We start from the raw sequence: 18,977 nt of genomic DNA on the forward strand, positions 1-18,977 counted from the left end.
GCATGGCGCGCGTGATCTGGAAGGGCGCGATCAGTTTCGGCCTGGTGCACATCCCCGTGGGGCTGAACAGCGCCAGCCGCTCCGGCGGCACCGACTTCGACTGGCTGGACGCCCGCAGCCTGGAGCCGGTGGGCTACAAGCGGGTGAACAAGGTGACCGGCAAGGAGGTGCCCAAGGAGCAGATAGTCAAAGGCGTGGAATACGAGAAGGGCCGCTACGTGGTGCTCAGCGAGGCGGAAATCCGCGCGGCGCGCCCACGGGCCACCCAGACCATCGACATCCTGCGCTTCGTCGAACGCGGCGAGATTCCCCTGGCGTACTTCGACTCGCCCTACTACCTGAGCCCCGAGCGGCGCGGCGAGAAGGTCTACGTGCTGCTGCGCGAGACCCTCGCGCGCAGCGGCAAGGTCGCGGTGTGCCAGCTGGTGCTGCACAGCCGCCAGCACCTGGCGGCGCTGCTGGCCGACGGCGAGGCGCTGCTGCTGATGACGCTGCGCTGGCCGGGCGAGGTGCGCTCGGTGGACGAACTGGGCCTGGAGCTGGACGACGTCGACCTGGACAAGCGCGAGCGCGAGATGGCCACGCGCCTGGTGGAAGACATGAGCCAGGCCTGGGACGACGCGGCCTTCAAGGACAGCTTCAGCGACGAGATCCACGCCCTGGTCGAGCAGAAGGCCGCCAAGGGCCAACTGGAGGAAGTGCCCGGCGCCGAGGCGCCGGAAACCGGGGAGGGCGCCGACATCATCGACCTCACCGACCTGCTGCGGCGCAGCCTGCGCGGCAACGCCGGGGGCGGCGGCAAAGCGGCGCCCAGGGGCAAGGCCGGAGAGGCGCCGGCGCCGCGCAAGAGCATCGGCCGGCGGCGCGCCCCGCGCTGAGCCGGCCCGCCGGCGAAAAGTCTGAACTTGCCGGCGGGCCCGGCCTCGGAAAGCATGGGGCCGCAGGTTGCGGCCGACGACGAACATGCGATCGCCTGGCGAGGAGGGCGCAGCGATGAATCCGGACCTGCAGGGGCGCGCCAGCGCCGCGGCCAAGGCGCCGCGCATCGCCATCGAGGGCATCGAGCCCCAGGTCGAGGGCGGGCGCTTCGCCGCCAAGGCCATCGCCGGCCGGGGCTGCCCGGTCAGCGCGCGCATCTTCATGGACGGCCACGAGCAACTGGGCGCCGAAGTGACCTGGCGCCTGGAGCCGGAAGAGGTCTGGCGCAGCCTGCCGCTGGTCTGGCAGGGCAACGACCTGTGGCGGGCCGAGCTGCTGCCGCCCCACGAGGGGCGCATCCAGTTCGTCATCCAGGCCTGGCTGGACCGCTACGCCAGCTTCCGTCACGACCTGGAGAAGAAGTACGCCGCCGGCCAGGCCGTGGACCTGGAACTCAGCGAGGGCGAGCAACTGCTGCGCGAGGCGCGGCAGGGCGCCCAGGGCGAGCCGGCCGCGCAACTGGACGCCCTGCTGGGCCAGCTCGCCGCCGAGCAGGCCCGCGACGGCCGCGTGGCCCTGCTGCTGGCCCCGGCCACCCTGGAACTGATGCAACGAGTGGAGCCGCGCCTGCACCGCGTGCGCAGCCCGCTGCTGAGCCTGGAGGTGGAGCGGCCGCTGGCCGGCTTCGCCAGCTGGTACGAGCTGTTCCCGCGCTCGGAGGGCGCGCAGCCGGGCGTGCATGGGCGCTTCGAGGACGTGCGCCGGCGCCTGGCGGAAATCGCCGCCATGGGCTTCGACGTGCTGTATTTCCCGCCCATCCACCCCATCGGCCGCACCCACCGCAAGGGCCCCAACAACAGCCTGCAGGCCGGCCCGGACGACCCCGGCAGCCCCTACGCCATCGGCGCCGAGGAGGGCGGCCACGAGGCCGTGCACCCGCAGCTGGGCAGCCTGGAGGACTTCCGTGCGCTGGTGGCCGACGCCCGCGCCCACGGCCTGGAGGTGGCCCTGGACTTCGCCATCCAGTGCTCGCCGGACCACCCCTGGCTGCGCCGGCACCCCGGCTGGTTCAGCTGGCGCGCCGACGGCAGCATCCGCCATGCCGAGAACCCGCCGAAGAAGTACGAGGACATCGTCAACGTCGATTTCTACGCCGCCGATGCCGTGCCCTCGCTGTGGCTGGCGCTGCTGGAGGTGGTGCTGGGCTGGGTGGCCCAGGGCGTGACGCTGTTCCGCGTCGACAACCCGCACACCAAGCCGCTGCCGTTCTGGGAATGGCTGATCGCCGAGGTGCGCCACCTGCACCCCGAGGTGATCTTCCTGGCCGAGGCCTTCACCCGCCCGGCGATGATGGCGCGCCTGGGCAAGCTCGGCTTCAGCCAGAGCTACACCTACTTCACCTGGCGCAACACCAAGCAGGAATTGCAGGAATACTTCGCCGAGCTGAACCAGCCGCCCTGGCGCGACTGCTACCGGCCCAACTTCTTCGTCAACACCCCGGACATCAACCCCTTCTTCCTGCAGCGCAGCGGGCGCGCGGGCTTTCTCATCCGCGCCGTGCTGGCGGCCACCGGCTCGGGGCTGTGGGGGATGTATTCGGGCTTCGAGCTGTGCGAGGCCGCGGCCATCCCCGGGCGCGAGGAATACGCCGACTCCGAGAAGTACCAGCTGCGCCAGCGCGACTACCGCGCGCCGGGCAACATCGTCGGCGAGATCACCCGGCTCAACCGCATCCGCCGCGAGAACCCGGCGCTGCACAGCCACCTCGGCTTCCAGGCCTACAACGCCTGGAACGACAACATTCTCTATTTCGGCAAGCGCACCGCGGACCTGGCCAACTTCGTGCTGGTCGCCGTGTGCCTGGACCCGGACAACGCCCAGGAGGCCGACTTCGAGCTGCCGCTGTGGGAGTTCGGCCTGGCGGACGACGCCGCCATGGGCGGCGAGGACCTGATGAACGGCCACCAGTGGACCTGGTACGGCAAACGCCAACGGATGCGCATCGAGCCCTGGCACCTTCCCTTCGGCATCTGGCGCCTGCATCCGCAGCGCCGCTAGGAGTCCGCCCATGGCCAGACGCCTGAGAAAGCCCCGTCCCTTCCTGCACGACCCGCTCTGGTACAAGGACGCGGTCATCTATCAGTTGCACGTGAAGTCCTTCTTCGACGCCAACAACGACGGCATCGGCGACTTCCCCGGGCTGATCGAGAAGCTCGACTACATCGCCGACCTGGGGGTGAACACCCTCTGGCTGCTGCCGTTCTACCCCTCGCCGCGGCGCGACGACGGCTACGACATCGCCATGTACCGTGGGGTGCACCCCGACTACGGCAGCCTGGCCGACGTGCGCCGCTTCATCGCCGCCGCCCATGCGCGCGGCCTGCGGGTGATCACCGAGCTGGTGATCAACCACACCTCCGACCAGCACCCCTGGTTCCAGCGCGCGCGGCGGGCGAAGAAGGGCTCGCGGGCGCGGGAGTGGTACGTGTGGTCCGACACTGACGAGCGCTACGCCGGCACCCGCATCATCTTCGTCGACAGCGAGACCTCCAACTGGACCTGGGACCCGCTGGCCGGGCAGTACTACTGGCACCGCTTCTACTCGCATCAGCCGGACCTGAACTTCGACAACCCGCAGGTGCTGCGCGCCGTGCTGGGGGTGATGCGCTTCTGGCTCGACCTGGGCGTGGACGGCCTGCGCCTGGACGCCATTCCCTACCTGATCGAGCGCGAGGGCACCAGCAGCGAGAACCTGCCGGAAACCCACGCGGTGCTCAAGCGCATCCGCGCCGAGCTGGACGCCCACTACCCCGACCGCATGCTGCTGGCCGAGGCTAACCAGTGGCCGGAGGACACCCGCCCGTACTTCGGCGGCATGGACGACGGCGGCCCCGGCGACGAATGCCACATGGCCTTCCACTTCCCGCTGATGCCGCGCATGTACATGGCCATCGCCCAGGAAGACCGCTTCCCCATCAGCGACATCCTGCGCCAGACCCCGGCCATCCCAGACAACTGCCAGTGGGCGATCTTTCTGCGCAACCACGACGAGCTGACCCTGGAGATGGTCACCGACGACGAGCGCGACTACCTGTGGAACTACTACGCCGCCGACCGCCGCGCGCGCATCAACCTGGGCATCCGCCGGCGCCTGGCGCCGCTGGTGGAGCGCGACCGGCGGCGCATCGAGCTGCTCAACAGCCTGCTGCTGTCGATGCCCGGCACGCCGACGCTGTACTACGGCGACGAGATCGGCATGGGCGACAACATCTACCTGGGCGACCGCGACGGCGTGCGCACCCCCATGCAATGGTCGGTGGACCGCAACGGCGGCTTCTCCCGCGCCGACCCGGCGAGCCTGGTGCTGCCGGCCATCCTCGACCCGCTGTACGGCTACCAGAGCGTCAACGTCGAGGCGCAGCTGCGCGACCCGCATTCGCTGCTCAACTGGACGCGGCGCATGCTCGCCGTGCGCAAGCAGCAGAAGGCCTTCGGCCGCGGCAGCATGACCCTGCTGTCGCCGAGCAACAGGCGCATCCTCGCCTACCTGCGGCAGTACCGCGGCGAGGAGGGCGAGGACAGCCTGCTGTGCGTAGCCAACCTGTCCGGCGCGGCCCAGGCGGTGGAACTGGAGCTGGCCGAGTTCGACGGCCGCGTGCCGCTGGAAATGCTCGGCGGCGCGGCCTTCCCGCCGATCGGCCGGCTGACCTACCTGCTGACCCTTCCGCCCTACGGCTTCTACTGGTTCTACCTGGCCGACTCCCAGCGCATGCCCAGCTGGCACCGCCAGCCGGAGGAACGCCTGCCGGAACTGCCGACCCTGGTGCTGGGCCAGCGCCTGGAAGAGATCATGGCCGGCGCCCCGCGCGAGCTGCTGGAGAAGGATTCGCTGCCGCGCTACCTGCCGCGCCGACGCTGGTTCCCCCATGCCCTCGCGCAGGCCGGCAGCGTGCGCCTGCTCTACGCGCTGCCGCTGGAAGAGGGCGACGCCGCGCCGCTGCTGGCGGAGCTGGAATACCGCGATGGCGAACTGCACGAGCGCTACCAGTTGCCCCTGGCCGCGGCGCCGGAAAAAAGCAGCAGCGGCTACGACCTGCCGCAGCAACTGGCCCTGGCCCGGCTGCGCCGCGGCCGCCGCGTCGGCCTGCTGACCGACGCCCTGAGCCTGCCGCGCTTCAGCCGCGTGGTGCTGCGCCTGCTGCGCGAGAACGCGACCCTGGCCGGCGACGGCGGCGAGGTGCAGTTCCTGCCGCAACCCGGCCTGGCCGAGCTGGAACTGGCCGAGGACATCCCGGTGCGGGTGCTGGCCGCGGACCAGTCGAACACCTCGGCGCTGGTCGGCGACGGCCTGCTGCTCAAGGTGCTGCGCCGCGTCTCGCCCGGCTTGCACCCGGAGGCGGAAATGGGCGCCTACCTGAGCCGCCACGGCTTTGCCAACGTCGCGCCGCTGCTGGGCGAGGTGCGCCGGGTGGACGAGCAGGGGCAGACGCACACCCTGATGCTGCTGCAGGGCTACCTGAGCAACCAGGGCGATGCCTGGACCTGGACGCAGAACAACCTCGAACGGGCCATCCGCGAGGCCCTGGCCGCCGGCGCCGCGCAGCCTCCGGAATTCGATGCCCTGGACGAGCTGCGCGGCTTCGCCGCCACCCTCGGCCGGCGCCTGGGCGAGATGCACCAGGTGCTGGCCGACGGCGCGGACGAGCCGGACTTCGCCCCGCGGCGCAGCGCCCCGGCCGATAGCCGCGCCTGGCAGGAGGGCGTCGGCGCCCAGGTCGAGCAGGCCCTGCGGGCGCTGGAAGACGCCCCGGGGCTGGACGAACGCGGCCGCGCCCAGGCCGCCCGCCTGCTGGAGCTGCGCGACGAGCTGCTGCTGGCGGTGGGCAACCTGGCGCGGCTGGCCGAGGGCGGCCTGATGATCCGCGTGCACGGCGACCTGCACCTGGGCCAGGTGCTGGTGGTGCAGGAGGACGCCTACCTGATCGATTTCGAAGGCGAGCCCAACCGCTCGCTGGCCGAACGCCGGGCCCTGAACAGCCCGATGAAGGACGTGGCCGGGGTGCTGCGTTCCTTCGACTACGCCGCCGCCATGGCCGAGCGCAGCCTGCAGAGCGCCGACGTCTCGGAAGAAGCGGTGCGGGTGCGCCGCGCCCTGGCCCAGCGCTACCGCGCGGACGCCCGCGACGCCTTCCTCGACGCCTACCGCCTGGCCGCCGCCGGGCTGCCCCACGAATGGCGCGGGCGCGAGGGGGAGGGCGCGGCCCTGGCGCTGTTCAGCCTGGAGAAGGCGGCCTACGAAGTGGTCTACGAGAGCGGCCACCGCCCCGACTGGGTCGCCGTGCCGCTGCAGGGAATGCTGGAACTGACGCTCCACCTGCTGGGAGGAAGGCCATGACACAAGCGTCGCAAGACGACGAACGCAACCACCTGCAAGGGCTGCAACGGGCCGAGCACGGCGACCCCTTCGCCTTCCTCGGCCCGCACCCGGAGGGCGACGGCTGGCGCGTGCGCGCCTGGCTGCCGGGGGCCTTCGCCTGCGAGCTGCTGGGCCGCGAGGGCGAATTCCTCGCGGCCATGCAGCAGCAGGACGCCAGCGGCCTGTTCAGCGCCCACCTGGATGCGCGCCAGGCCTACCTGCTGCGCATCCACTGGCCCGAGGGCGAGCAGATCACCGAGGACCCCTACGCCTTCGGCCCGCTGCTGGGCGACACCGACCTGTACCTGTTCGCCGAAGGCAACCACCGCCACCTGGGCCAGTGCTTCGGCGCCCAGGCCATGAGCGTGGACGGCGTGGCCGGGGTGCGCTTCGCCGTGTGGGCGCCCAATGCCCGGCGCGTGTCGGTGGTGGGCGACTTCAACGCCTGGGACGGGCGCCGCCACGCCATGCGCCTGCGCTACCCCAGCGGCGTGTGGGAACTGTTCGTGCCGCGCCTGCAACCCGGGGAAATCTACAAGTACGAAATCCTCGGCCCCGGCGGCCTGCTGCCGCTCAAGGCCGACCCTGTGGCGCTGGCCACGGAACGGCCGCCGGCCACCGGCTCGCGGGTGGCCGACCCGGCGCCGCGGCACTGGCGGGACGAACGCTGGATGAGCGAGCGGCGCAGCCGCCAGGGCGCGGAAAGCCCGCTGGCGATCTACGAACTGCACGCCGGCTCCTGGCAGACCCTCGACGGCCGCCCGCCGAGCTGGGACGAGCTGGCCGAGCGGCTGATCCCCTACCTGCAGGACATGGGCTTCACCCACGTCGAGCTGATGCCGATCATGGAGCATCCCTTCGGCGGCTCCTGGGGCTACCAGCCGCTGTCGCTGTTCGCCCCCACCGCGCGCTATGGCAGCCCGGCGCAGTTCGCCGCCTTCGTCGAGCGCTGCCACCAGGCCGGGATCGGCGTCATCCTCGACTGGGTGCCGGCGCATTTTCCCACCGACGCGCACGGCCTCGGACAATTCGACGGCACGGCGCTGTACGAATACGCGCACCCTTTCGAGGGCTTCCACCCGGACTGGGACACCTACATCTACAACCTCGGCCGCACCGAGGTGCACGGCTTCCTGCTGGCCTCGGCGCTGCACTGGCTGCGCGAGTACCACGTCGACGGCCTGCGCGTCGACGCCGTGGCCTCGATGCTCTACCGCGACTACTCGCGCAAGGAAGGCGAGTGGATCCCCAACCGCCACGGCGGGCGCGAGAACCTGGAGGCCATCGAGTTCCTCCGCCATCTCAACGAGGTGGTCGCCGCCGAGGTGCCCGACGCCCTGGTGATCGCCGAGGAATCCACCGCCTGGCCCGGCGTCAGCCGCCCGGTGGCCGAGGGCGGGCTGGGTTTCTCGCACAAGTGGAACATGGGCTGGATGCACGACACCCTGGCCTACATCCGCGAGGACCCATTGTACCGCGGCTACCACCACCACCGCCTGACCTTCGGCCTGCTCTACGCCTTCACCGAGCGCTTCATCCTGCCCATCTCCCACGACGAGGTGGTGCACGGCAAGGGCTCGCTGCTGGGCAAGATGCCCGGCGACCGCTGGCGCCAGTTCGCCAACCTGCGCCTGTACCTGAGCCTGATGTGGACGCACCCGGGGCGCAAGCTGCTGTTCATGGGCTGCGAGTTCGGCCAGTGGCGCGAGTGGGACCACGACGACCAGTTGGACTGGTACCTGCTGCGCTACGCCGAGCACCTGGGCGTGCAGACGCTGGTGCGCGACCTCAACCGCCTATACCGCGAACTGCCGGCGCTGCACCAGCTGGACGACAGTCCCGAGGGCTTCCACTGGCTGATCGGCGACGACCAGCGCAACAGCGTCTACGCCTGGCTGCGCCTGGACCGCGAGCGCTCGCCGCTGCTGGTGGTGCACAACTTCACGCCGCTGCCGCGCGAAGGCTATCGGGTAGGGGTGCCGCTGCAGGGCGCCTGGCAGGTGCGGCTGAACTCCGACGGCGCCTGCTATGCCGGCTCCGATGCCGGCAGCCGCGAGCGCTGCGAGACACTCCCGGAGCCGTCCCACGGCCAGCCGTACTCGCTGCTGCTGGACCTGCCGCCGCTGGGCAGCCTGGTCCTGGAGCCGGCGCCGGCCCTGCCGGCGTAATCGCGGATGAATCCGCTCCTACGCTGCGCCACCTGCGCCATTCCCCTGTAGGAGCGGGCCCTGCGCGCGATTCGCGGGCAGGGCCCGCTCCTACAGGTTTGCGCGAGGCACGGCATGCCCTTGTAGGAGCGGATTCATCCGCGATAGCCGGACGTCCCGGCGCGGTTCGCGGATAAGATCCGCTCCTACGCTGCGCCACCTGCGCCATTCCCCTGTAGGAGCGCGCCCTGCGCGCGAATCGCGGGCAGGGCCCGCTCCTACGGGTTTGTGCGAGGCACGGCATGCCCTTGTAGGAGCGGATTCATCCGCGATAGCCGGACGCTCCGGCGCGGTTCGCGGATAAGATCCGCTCCTACGCTGCGCCACCCACGCCATTCCCCTGTAGGAGCGCGCCCTGCGCGCGAATCGCGGGCAGGGCCCGCTCCTACGGGTTTGTGCGAGGCACGGCATGCCCTTGTAATTGGATGGACTCACCCTCACCGAGGCGTCGAGGCGCCACGGTGGCGGTCTAAGAAGCCACCGACAGTGAGGGTGAATCCATGAAAAAGCATACGACGATGAATAAGCCGGTGTCTGCAACCGATGTATCGGTGTGCACGACAGTCGCCGTGGATCTGGCGAAAAAGGTCTTCCAGGTGGCGGGGGAAGACGCCCTGGGTCAACTGGCATACGAACAGCGAATCAAGTCGCGTGAAGCGTTTCAGGTGTTTCTGCAGAAGCTGCCGGAGGGCGTGACGGTGCTGATGGATACCGGCCCTGGAGCACAAGCCTGGGCCCGGCTGCTGCAGGCGCAGGGCAACCCGGTGCGTATCCTGCCGGCCCAGCGGGTGGCCGAGCACCGGAGCGGAGCGAAGAATGATCGCAATGACGCCCACGCCATTCTGCGGGCGGGCCGGGATAGCAGTATCGCGTCGGTGCCGGTGAAGAGCGTCGCGGCACTGGCGATGCAGGCCTGGCACCGTGTCCGGCGGGGCTATGTGCAGCGGCGCACCGCCATGGGTAATCAGATCCGCGGGCTGCTGCTGGAGCAGGGTATCGCCCTGGCGCAGGGGGATGTGGGCTTGAAGCAAGGTGTCACCCGGGTGCTGGAAGACGCCCGCCAGCCGTTGCCGGCTCTGCTGCGCGAGCTGATCGACGAGATGCTGAACGAATGGAAACGGCTGGGCGAGCGTATCGCCGCGCTGACCGGGCGTCTGGAAGCCTGTGCCGCCGCCGACCCGACAGCGAAACGGCTGATGACGGTACGTGGTATCGGTCCGATCACGGCCACGGCCTTGCTGGCCAAACAGGTCGAGCCGGAACGTTTCGCCAATGCGCGTCAGTTCGCTGCCTACTTCGGTATCGTGCCCGACCAGCACAGCAGCGGGCAGAAGGTACGGCTGGGCAAGATGACCAAACGTGGCGACGCCTATGTGCGCAGCCTGATGGTCGTGGGCTCGCATGCGGTGTTGAAGCAACTGCGGCCCGATTCCGAACACCCGGACGATCGGCGCCTGCAGCGCTGGCTACAACGCCTGGGGCGCAAGGGCGCGGCAGTGCGACTGGCCAACCGCAACCTGCGTATCGCCTGGGTGCTGCTGTGCAGCGAACAGACCTACCAGCGCAAGCCGAATGCTTGCCGGGAGATGGAAATGAGCCACTGATCAACGAGTTCCCGCCAACGGGGCGCCAAGTCGCTCCAACCCTTGCTGAAGAACATTGACCCCTGGTCAGACCGTCGCGGATCGATGCCTACGCTCCTACCGGCCTTCGAGGCCTCTTTGTAATCGGCATTCCGCGGGCTTACCCAATGTTGGCCAGAAGCCCGACGTGGCTTCCTCGAACAGGCCTAATACATAGATGCAGTCGGGTTTTCATGTTCAAAAGCGGGTTGACGGTGGGGGTGAGTCCATACATAGGAGCGGATTCATCCGCGATAGCCGGACGTCCCGGCGCGGTTCGCGGATAAGATCCGCTACGCTGCGCCACCTGCGCCATTCCCCTGTAGGAGCGCGCCCTGCGCGCGATTCGCGGGCAGGGCCCGCTCCTACAGGTTTGCGCGAGGCACGGCATGCCCTCGTAGGATGGCGTTGAGCGAAGCGATACCCATCAACCCGCCCGCGCCAGGCGCCGTTGCCGGCGGCGCAGACGGCGTGCCCGGCGCTCCAGCCACAGGTAGACCAGGCAGGCCAGGAACAGCGGCACCAGGAAGTACAGCACCCGGTAGCCGATCAGCGCCGCCAGCAGGGGCCCGCGGCCCAGGTGGTCGTGGAGGATGGCGATGAACACCGCCTCCAGCACGCCCAGGCCCGCCGGCACGTGCAGCGCCACCCCGGCGATGCTGCTGATCAGCAGGGTGGCCAGCACCTCGGTGTAGCTGGCCTTGTCCGGCAGCAGCACGCTCACCAGCAGCGCCATCAGCGACCAGTTGGCCGCCCCCATGGCGCCCTGCAGCAGCGCCAGGCGCCAGCTCGGCAGGGCCAGGCTGAACTGCCGCCAACCCCAGGCGCGGCGCCGGGCGTAGCGGCAGGCCAGGGGGTAGGCCACGCCCAGGGCCAGCAGCAGCGCGCCGATCAGGCGCAGGCCGTTGCGCCCCACCGACCAGTCGTCCGGCAGGTCGGGGTAGCCGCTGGCGAACAGCGCGCCGGCCAGCAGCAGGTAGCCGTACCAGTTGGTCACCAGGCTGAAGCTGAGGATGCGGGTGATGTCCGCCGCGCTCATGCCCAGGCGGCCGTACAGCCGGTAGCGCAGGGCCACGCCGCCGACCCAGGAGCTGAGGTTGAGGTTGAAGGCGTTGCACACGAAGGCCACGGTGAACACCCGCCGCACCGGCAGCGGGTGGCCGATGTAGTAGCGGCTGAGCACGTCGAAGCTGCTGAACACGCCATAGCTGGCCAGGCTGATGCCCAACCCCAGGAGCAGAGTAGTGGCGCGGTACTCGCTGAGCAGGTGGAATACTTCCCCCCAGTCGGTGGCGCGGATCAGCAGGAACAGCAGCACCGGCAGCAGCGCCAGCAGGGCGATGGAGAAGCCGCGCCGGGCCAGCTTCCAGGCCTGCTTGTGCTTCTCCCGCGGCGCGGCGGCGTTCATGGGCGCACCCGCGGGGCGTCCGCCGCCGGTTCGCCTTCCAGGCCCCGCGGCGAGCGCAGGCGCTGGCGGTGCGCCGGCAGCTGCCCGGCGATGGCCGGGAAATGCCGCAGGAAGTGGAAGCTGAGGAACACCAGGGGCGCGCGCCACCAGTAGCCGCGGCGCGCCACCTTGCGGGTGATGCGCCGGCAGTTGTCGCGGGCCAGGGCGTCCAGGTGCGCCTGCAGTTCGTCGGCGAAGCGCGCGTCATCGATCATCAGGTTGCCTTCCAGGTTCAGCGACAGGCTCAGCGGGTCCAGGTTGCTCGACCCCACAGTGGCCCAGCGCCCGTCGGCCACCGCCACCTTGCCATGCAGCGGGCGGTCGCAGTACTCGTAGATCTCCACGCCGTCGCGCAGCAGGGTGTCGTAGAGCAACTTGCTGCACAGGCGCACCAGCGGCATGTCCGGCAGGCCCTGGAGGATCAGGCGCACCTTCACCCCGCGCTGCGCGGCCTGGCGCAGCGCCCGCAGCAGGCGGTAGCCGGGGAAGAAGTAGGCGTTGGCGATGGTCAGCCGCCGCTGCGCGCCCTGGATCGCCGCCAGGTAGTGCTGCTCGATGGCCGTGCTGCGCGGGCCGTTGTCGCGCAACACCAGGCAGGCGCGGGCCTGGCCGGCCAGCGGCGGCAGGCTGGGCGGCACCCAAGCCGGCGCGCTGCCGTACTCGTGCAGCAGGGCCAGGCTGGCCTGGCGGATGTCCCGGGCCACCGGGCCCTGCACCTGCACCGCGTAGTCCTGCTTGGCCATGGCGCCGAAGTCGGCCAGGTGGTCGGCGCTGAAGTTGATGCCGCCGACGAAGGCGGTGCTGCCGTCCACCACCAGCAGCTTGCGGTGCAGGCGGCGGAACAGGTTGGTGCGCAGGCCCAGCAGGCGCGGGCGCGGGTCGAACAGGTGCAGGCGCACCCCGGCCTCCAGCAGGCTGCGCACGTAGTCCCGGCCCAGGTCGGCGGTGCCGTAGCCGTCGACGATCAGCTCGACGCGCACGCCGCGCCGGGCCGCCGCCAGCAGCGCCCGGCGCAGGGCCAGGCCGACCTTGTCCTCGTAGATGATGAAGGTTTCCAGCAGCACCTCGCGCCGGGCCCGGGCGATGGCCTCGAACACCCGCGGGTAGAAGGCCTCGCCATTGACCAGCAGTTCGATGCGGTTGCCCGCGTGCCAGCGCTCGTTCATGGGCTCACCTCGGCGAGCAGCGGCAGATGGTCGGACAGGTGCGGCCAGGGGCGGCTGCCCAGCACCTGACTGCTGCGCACCCGCAGGTTGCGCAGGTAGATGCGGTCCAGGCGCAGCAGCGGCCAGCGCGCCGGGAAGCTGCGCGGCGCGCCGGCCTTGTCGGCGAAGGCCGGCTCCAGCCCGCAACCGGCGAGCAGGGCGCCGGCCTGGCAGCGCCAGTCGTTGAAGTCGCCGGCGACGATCAGTGGCGCCTGGGCGGGGAAGCCTTCCAGCAGGCGGCAGAGCAGCGCCAGTTGCTGCCGCCGCTGCGCCTCGCGCAGGCCCAGGTGCACGCACACGGCATGCAGCGGGGCGCTGCCCGGCAGGTCGATGCAGGCGTGCAGCAGGCCGCGCTCCTCGTTGCCGGCGATGGAGATGTCGTGGTTGTCGTGGCTGAGGATCGGGTAGCGCGAGAGCAGGGCGTTGCCGTGGTGGCCCTCGGGGTACACTGCGTTGCGCCCGTAGGCGAAGGCCGGCCACATGCTGTCGGCAAGGAACTCGTAGTGCGGCTTGGCCGGCCAGCCGGGGTGGCGCCCGGCGTGCAACTGGTGCTCGCCATGTACCTCCTGGAGGAACACCAGCTCGGCCGCGGTGCTGCGCACCGCCTCGCGCAGTTCGTGGAGGATGAAGCGGCGGTTGAAGGCGTTGAAGCCCTTGTGGGTGTTCACCGTCAGCACCCGCAGCGACGGGCCGCTGGCCAGCGCCGGGCCGGCGCCGGTGTTGGCCGGCTGGTTCATGTCCAGCCCTCCGCCGGTTCGCCCGGCACCTGCTGCTGCGGCAGGCGCACGTCGAGCAGCTGCATGAGGCGGAAGGCATCGAAGGGCGCGCGCACCTTGATGTCGTTGTCGAAATAGCAGTACAGCTCGCGGTGCCGGCGGTCGCCGCGCTTGTCCGCGTCGATCAGCTCGGCATCGGCGGGCTGCAGGCCGTTGCGCCACAGGCGGATGCGCTCGCTCCAGCGGCGCAGCGCCGCCTCGCCATAGCCGCTGGCGTACAGCTGCTCGGCGCCGTGCAGGCGCAGGTAGGTGAAATCCGGGGCGGTGAGGTCCTCGGCGTAGGGCCACTTCGAGGGCGCGTCGGCCATCACCAGGGCCACGCCGTGCCGGCGCAACTGGTCGGTGAACTCGGCGCTGCAGAAGCTCTTGTGGCGCACCTCCAGGGCATGGCGCAGGGCGAAGCGCCGGCCCGGCGAAGGCGCCTCGTGGCGCAGGCGCGCGTCCGCCGAACCGGCCAGTTCGGCCGCCGCATGGCTGTCGCGCGGCAGCAGGGCGAGGAAGGCCTCCAGCAGCTCGCCATCGTAGGCCAGGCTGGGCGGCAACTGCCAGAGGAAGGCGCCGAGCTTGTCGTCCAGCTCCAGCGGGCCGGAGGCGAAGAAGTTGGCCAGCCCCTGCTGCGGCTCGCGCAGGCGCCGCAGGTGGGTGACGAAGCGCGGGCCCTTGACGCTGAAGCGAAAGCCCGCGGGCGTCTGCGCCTTCCACTGGCGGTAGCGGCCGGGCGTCTGCAGGCCGTAGAAGGAGCCGTTCAGCTCGATGCTGGCGAAGGCATGGGCGGCGTAGCGCAGCTCCTCGCGCTGGGGCAGGCCCCTGGGGTAGAACTCGCCGCGCCAGGGAACGTAGCGCCAGCCGGAAATACCGATGTACAGGCCGTCCGTACCCATGGCGTCACTCCGCGGCGGGCGGCGCCGGCGGGCGGACGTGTTCCTCGTCGCCCTCGGCGGCATGTTGGCGCTGCGGCTGCAGCTCCACCTTCACCCAGCCGGTCTGGCGCTGGTCGAAGGCCTCGAAGGCGGCGATGGCGTCGCTGATGGGCTTGACCTGGGTGAGCACCTTGGCCGGGTCGATGCGCCCGCTGAGCACCAGTTCGATCAGCTGCGGGATGTACTTGCGGTGGTGGCAGTTGCCCATCTTCAGCGTCAGGTTGCGGTTCATCGCGATGCCGATGGGGAAGGTCCGCGAGTCCGGCCCGTACACGCCGATGATGCCCAGGGTGCCGGCCTTGGCCAGCCCGGCCACCGCCCAGTCGAGTACCTGGGCCGGCGCGTTGCCCGGCGTCCAGGGCATCTCGTGGCCTGCGCCGGGGGCCGGGGTGACTTCGCCGTGGCTGCGCTCGGCGTCCACCCCGACGGCGTCGATGGCGCGGTCCACGCCGATGCCGTCGGTGAGCCAGAGCAGCGCCTGCACCGGGTCCTCGCGTTCGAAGTCGATGACCTCCGCGCCCTGCTGGCGGGCCATGTGCAGGCGGTCGGGGTGGCGGTCGACGGCGAACACCCGCGAGGCGCCCTTGAGCAGCGCGCTGGCGATGGCGAACTGGCCCACCGGGCCGCAGCCGAACACCGCCACGGTGTCGCCGATGCCCACCTCGGCCAGCTCGGCGCCGAACCAGCCGGTGGGGAAGATGTCCGAGAGCAGGATCGCCTGGTCGTCGCCGATCTGCGAGGGCAGGCGGATCAGCCCGATGTTGGCGTAGGGGATGCGCGCCTTCTCGGCCTGCAGCCCGTGGAAGGCGCCGTTGGCCTCGGGGCCGCCGAAGAAGGCGGTGCCGGCGCGCTGGCCGCCGGGGTTGGCGAGGTCGCACTGGGCGTAGTAGCCGGCGCGGCAGTATACGCAGTTGCCGCAGGCGATGGTGGAGGGGATCACCACCCGGTCGCCCACCTGCAGGTTGCGCACCTCGTCGCCCAGCTCCTCGACTATGCCCACGCCCTCGTGGCCGAGGATGGTGCCGGGCTTCATGCCGCCCACGCTGCCGCGCACGAAGTGCAGGTCGGTGCCGCAGATCGCCGAGGCGGTGAGGCGCACGATGGCGTCGTTGGGCTGGCGCAGCGTCGGCTCCGGGACCTCGTCCAGGCGGATGTCGCCGACGTCGTGGAATACCACAGCTTTCATGTCGTTCTCCCCGCTATCCGGCCGGCCACGGCCCGGGCGGCGCCGTGGCCAGGGGAAGCTCAGTGGGCCTGGGCCACGCCGCGCAGCACGGTGTCGCTGGCCTTGGCATCGCGGCAGGCGGCGATGTTGCCGAGGGAGACCACGCCCACCAGGCGCTTCTCGCGGCTGAGCACCGGCAGCCGGCGCATCTGGATCTGCGCCATGTTGCTGGCCACGTGCTGCACGTCCTCGTCCTCGAAGCAGTAGTGGATGTCGCCGCTCATCACCCGCGCCACCGGGGTATCCACGCCCAGGCCGGCGGCCACCGCGCGGATGACGATGTCGCGGTCGGTGACCATGCCCACCAGGCGGTCGCCGTCGTTGACCAGCAGCGCGCCGCTGTCGATCCGCGCCATGGCCGCGGCCGCCTGGTGCAGCGGGGTGTCAGGGGCGGTGGTCTGGACGTTGCGCGTCATGATTTCGCTGATTTTCATGCTGTCCTCCGTAGCGGTTGCGGTTGGGGCGCCTTCGCGGACGCCTATAGCTTCCGACTGGGCGGTGGGGGCACCGTTCAGGCGGATTTCATGGATTGTTTGGGGAGGGGAGTGTGGGGCTGGCGGTGGAGTGGGGGCGGAGTCCGTTGCCCTCACCCCAGCCCTCTCCCGGAGGGAGAGGGGGCCGTTCGGCGTAGCTGAATAATGCAGCGTCAGCCGGTGATCGTAGGGCGCATAACCGTTCGCGGTTATCCGCCGCCTGGCCTTGGCCATAGGGCGCGCCGGATCCGAACCCGAAGCTTCCGTTTCCGCGCGCTCCGGGCTGGACCAGGAGGCCAATCGCAGGCGGCGTTCGCTCTACGAAGCCGTGGTGATGGGTATCGCTTCGCTCAACCCATCCTACGGGTGTGTTTGCCGGGGAGGTAGGTGCCGGGGTCAAGAGCACCCTCACCCCAGCCCTCTCCCGGAGGGAGAGGGGGCCGTTCGGCGTGGCTGGATAACGCAGCGTCAGCCGGTGATCGTAGGGCGCATAACCGTTCGCGGTTATCCGCCGCCTGGCCTTGGCCACAGGGCGCTCCGGATCCGAACCCGAAGCTTTCGTTTCCGCGCGCTCCGGGCTGCCCTCGCGGCTCCTTCAGCCATCCCCATCCTTGCGCAACACGAACAACGCCAACGACCGCGGCCCCATCTCGAAGGCCGCATCGAACCCGTGCACCAGCCCGTCGTCCAGCGCCGGCGGATCGGCCATGGTGTCCAGCAGGCACTGCCAGTCGCGCCCCTGAGCCACGCCGGGCAGCTGGAACTGCAACGCCTCATGGTGGGCATTGAGCAACAGCAGCAGGGTGGCATCGGCCCCGCTGCGGCGGATGCCGGTGGGCTGCGCGCGGCCGTCGAGGAGCATGCCCAGGCAGCGGGCCTGGGGCGTCTCCCAGTCCTCCTGGGTCATCTCGCGGCCGTCGGGGGCCAGCCAGGTCACGTCCTTCACCCCCAGCTCGGCGTTGTACTCGCCGACCAGGAAGCGCCCGCGGCGCAGGATCGGGTAGCGCCGCCGCAGGCGGATCAGGTAGCGGGTAAAGGCCAGCAGCTGGCGGCCCTCGTCGTCGAGGTTCCAGTCGATCCAGCCCAGTTCGTTGTCCTGGCAGTAGACGTTGTTGTTGCCCTGCTGGGTGCGGCTGAACTCGTCGCCGGCCAGCAGCATGGGGGTGCCCTGGGACAGCAGCAGGGTGGCCATCAGGTTGCACATCTGCCGCAGGCGCAGCTGGCGGATCGCCGGATCGCCCGTGGGGCCTTCCTCGCCGTGGTTCCAGGAGCGGTTGTCGTCGTGGCCGTCGCGGTTGTCCTCGCCGTTGGCCTCGTTGTGCTTGCGGTCGTAGGACACCACGTCGCGCAGGGTGAAGCCGTCGTGGGCGGTGATGAAGTTGACCGAGGCGTAGGGCCGCCGGCCGCGGTGGTTGTACAGGTCGCCGGAGGCGGTGAGGCGCCGCGCCAGGTCCGGCAGCTGGCCCTCGTCGCCGCGCCAGTAGCTGCGCACGGTGTCGCGGAAGCGGTCGTTCCACTCCACCCAGCCGGGCGGGAAGCGGCCCACCTGGTAGCCGCCGGGGCCGCAGTCCCAGGGTTCGGCGATCAGCTTGCGGTGGCTGAGCACCGGGTCCTGGCGGCAGGCCACCAGGAAGCTGTGGCGCTCGTCGAAGCCTTCGGCGTAGCGGCCGAGGATGGAGGCCAGGTCGAAGCGGAAGCCGTCCACGCGCATTTCCGTGGCCCAGTAGCGCAGCGAGTCGGTGACCATCTGCAGCACGCAGGGGTGGCTGAGGTCGAGGGTGTTGCCGGTGCCGGAGTCGTTGACGTAGTAGCGCCGGTCGTCGGCCTGCAGGCGATAGTAGGAGACGTTGTCGATGCCGCGCATGCTCAGCGTCGGGCCCAGTTCGTTGCCCTCGGCGGTGTGGTTGTAGACCACGTCGAGGATCAGCTCGATGCCGGCGTCGTGCAGGTGCGCGACCATTTCCTTGAACTCGTTGACATGGCCGCTGGCCAGGTAGCGGGCGTGGGGCGCGAAGAAGGCGATGCTGTTGTAGCCCCAGTAGTTGCTCATGCCCTTTTCCAGCAGGTGCTTGTCGTCGACGAAGCCGTGCACCGGCAGCAGCTCCAGGCTGCTGATGCCCAGGTGGCGCAGGTGCCCGAGCAGCTCGGCGTTCATCAGCCCGGCGCAGGTGCCGCGCAGGCGCTCGGGCACCGCCGGGTGGCGCATGCTGATGCCGCGCAGGTGCGCCTCGTAGATCAGCGTCTCGTCCCAGGGGATGCGGGTGAACTGCTGCTCGCCCCAGGTGAAGGCCGGGTCGATGACCTTGCACCTGGGCACGAAGGGCGCGCTGTCGCGGGTGTCGAAGCTCAGGTCGGCGTCGGCCGAGCCGATGGTGTAGCCGAACAGCGCCTCGGACCAGCGCAGCTGGCCCACCAGTTGGCGGGCGTAGGGGTCGATCAGCAGCTTGTTGGGGTTGAAGCGGTGCCCGGCGTCCGGTTCGAAGGGGCCGTGCACGCGGTAGCCGTAGATCTGCCCGGGGTGGGCGTCGGGCAGGTAGCCGTGCCAGATCTCGTCGCTGTACTCGGGCAGCTCGATGCGTTCCAGTTCGCGCTTGCCGGTGGCGTCGAACAGGCACAGTTCGACGCGGGTGGCATGGGCCGAGAACAGGGCGAAGTTGACGCCCAGGCCGTCCCAGGTGGCGCCCAGGGGGAAGGGGCGGCCCTCGATGACTCGCGAGTGCGAGCGTTTGCTCATGGGGGTTTCCTCTGCTGGCCGGTGGTTCGGGGCG

12 protein-coding genes are annotated in these 18,977 nt (G+C 70.3%); 5 read left to right on the forward strand and 7 right to left on the reverse strand.

What is annotated here, in order from left to right:
* The first annotated feature begins 2 nt into the window (after positions 1–2).
* From ku to PcP3B5_RS13325, 5 genes are all read left to right on the forward strand, one after another.
* Positions 3–878 (forward strand): non-homologous end joining protein Ku, encoded by an 876-nt coding sequence (gene ku, locus PcP3B5_RS13305; protein ID WP_061561530.1) that lies wholly within the window; start codon positions 3–5, stop codon positions 876–878.
* A 115-nt stretch (positions 879–993) separates the two neighbouring features.
* Positions 994–2,976, forward strand: a complete 1,983-nt coding sequence (locus tag PcP3B5_RS13310; RefSeq protein WP_061561531.1) for an alpha-1,4-glucan--maltose-1-phosphate maltosyltransferase — start codon at positions 994–996, stop codon at positions 2,974–2,976.
* A 10-nt stretch (positions 2,977–2,986) separates the two neighbouring features.
* Entirely contained in the window at positions 2,987–6,313 is a 3,327-nt protein-coding gene (gene treS, locus PcP3B5_RS13315) for a maltose alpha-D-glucosyltransferase (protein WP_061561532.1), read from the forward strand.
* Entirely contained in the window at positions 6,310–8,502 is a 2,193-nt protein-coding gene (gene glgB, locus PcP3B5_RS13320; RefSeq protein ID WP_058072366.1) for a 1,4-alpha-glucan branching protein GlgB, read from the forward strand. Before treS ends, glgB begins: the two co-directional genes overlap by 4 nt.
* 539 nt (positions 8,503–9,041) lie before the next feature.
* Positions 9,042–10,145, forward strand: coding sequence for an IS110 family RNA-guided transposase (locus PcP3B5_RS13325; protein ID WP_061561533.1), 1,104 nt, complete (start codon positions 9,042–9,044; stop codon positions 10,143–10,145).
* 445 nt (positions 10,146–10,590) lie between these two features.
* On the opposite strand, the gene PcP3B5_RS13330 is transcribed toward PcP3B5_RS13325, so the two are convergent.
* The 7 genes from PcP3B5_RS13330 to glgX all read right to left on the reverse strand — a co-directional run bounded on the left by PcP3B5_RS13330 (position 10,591) and on the right by glgX (position 18,943).
* Positions 10,591–11,571 carry a lysylphosphatidylglycerol synthase domain-containing protein gene (locus tag PcP3B5_RS13330; protein WP_061561534.1) on the reverse strand — a complete coding sequence of 327 codons (981 nt, stop codon included), beginning with the start codon at positions 11,569–11,571 and terminating at the stop codon, positions 10,591–10,593.
* The gene (gene clsB, locus PcP3B5_RS13335) at positions 11,568–12,776 is read right to left on the reverse strand and encodes a cardiolipin synthase ClsB (protein ID WP_061561535.1); all 1,209 of its coding nucleotides are present in this window, start codon (positions 12,774–12,776) and stop codon (positions 11,568–11,570) included. Before clsB ends, PcP3B5_RS13330 begins: the two co-directional genes overlap by 4 nt.
* Positions 12,773–13,552 (reverse strand): endonuclease/exonuclease/phosphatase family protein, encoded by a 780-nt coding sequence (locus tag PcP3B5_RS13340; RefSeq protein ID WP_061561536.1) that lies wholly within the window; start codon positions 13,550–13,552, stop codon positions 12,773–12,775. The genes clsB and PcP3B5_RS13340 overlap by 4 nt, the downstream gene beginning before the upstream one ends.
* A complete protein-coding gene (locus tag PcP3B5_RS13345; RefSeq protein ID WP_061561537.1) occupies positions 13,549–14,472 on the reverse strand; it encodes a DUF72 domain-containing protein in 924 nt (307 codons plus the stop codon). Before PcP3B5_RS13345 ends, PcP3B5_RS13340 begins: the two co-directional genes overlap by 4 nt.
* A gap of 4 nt (positions 14,473–14,476) precedes the next feature.
* Positions 14,477–15,697, reverse strand: a complete 1,221-nt coding sequence (locus PcP3B5_RS13350; RefSeq protein WP_061561538.1) for a zinc-dependent alcohol dehydrogenase — start codon at positions 15,695–15,697, stop codon at positions 14,477–14,479.
* 59 nt (positions 15,698–15,756) lie between these two features.
* Positions 15,757–16,170 carry a CBS domain-containing protein gene (locus tag PcP3B5_RS13355; protein ID WP_058072360.1) on the reverse strand — a complete coding sequence of 138 codons (414 nt, stop codon included), beginning with the start codon at positions 16,168–16,170 and terminating at the stop codon, positions 15,757–15,759.
* 634 nt (positions 16,171–16,804) lie between these two features.
* Positions 16,805–18,943 carry a glycogen debranching protein GlgX gene (glgX, locus tag PcP3B5_RS13360; RefSeq protein WP_061561539.1) on the reverse strand — a complete coding sequence of 713 codons (2,139 nt, stop codon included), beginning with the start codon at positions 18,941–18,943 and terminating at the stop codon, positions 16,805–16,807.
* Between the last annotated feature and the right edge of the window lie 34 nt (positions 18,944–18,977).

Source organism: Pseudomonas citronellolis (assembly GCF_001586155.1).
Classification (GTDB): Bacteria; Pseudomonadota; Gammaproteobacteria; order Pseudomonadales; family Pseudomonadaceae; genus Pseudomonas; species Pseudomonas citronellolis.

Coding starts and splice junctions, on each gene's coding strand:
- ku (WP_061561530.1), top strand. CDS start 3: ATGGCGCGCGTGATCTGGAAGGGCGCGATCAGTTTCGGCCTGGTGCAC.
- PcP3B5_RS13310 (WP_061561531.1), top strand. CDS start 994: ATGAATCCGGACCTGCAGGGGCGCGCCAGCGCCGCGGCCAAGGCGCCG.
- treS (WP_061561532.1), top strand. CDS start 2,987: ATGGCCAGACGCCTGAGAAAGCCCCGTCCCTTCCTGCACGACCCGCTC.
- glgB (WP_058072366.1), top strand. CDS start 6,310: ATGACACAAGCGTCGCAAGACGACGAACGCAACCACCTGCAAGGGCTG.
- PcP3B5_RS13325 (WP_061561533.1), top strand. CDS start 9,042: ATGAAAAAGCATACGACGATGAATAAGCCGGTGTCTGCAACCGATGTA.
- PcP3B5_RS13330 (WP_061561534.1), bottom strand. CDS start 11,571: ATGAACGCCGCCGCGCCGCGGGAGAAGCACAAGCAGGCCTGGAAGCTG.
- clsB (WP_061561535.1), bottom strand. CDS start 12,776: ATGAACGAGCGCTGGCACGCGGGCAACCGCATCGAACTGCTGGTCAAT.
- PcP3B5_RS13340 (WP_061561536.1), bottom strand. CDS start 13,552: ATGAACCAGCCGGCCAACACCGGCGCCGGCCCGGCGCTGGCCAGCGGC.
- PcP3B5_RS13345 (WP_061561537.1), bottom strand. CDS start 14,472: ATGGGTACGGACGGCCTGTACATCGGTATTTCCGGCTGGCGCTACGTT.
- PcP3B5_RS13350 (WP_061561538.1), bottom strand. CDS start 15,697: ATGAAAGCTGTGGTATTCCACGACGTCGGCGACATCCGCCTGGACGAG.
- PcP3B5_RS13355 (WP_058072360.1), bottom strand. CDS start 16,170: ATGAAAATCAGCGAAATCATGACGCGCAACGTCCAGACCACCGCCCCT.
- glgX (WP_061561539.1), bottom strand. CDS start 18,943: ATGAGCAAACGCTCGCACTCGCGAGTCATCGAGGGCCGCCCCTTCCCC.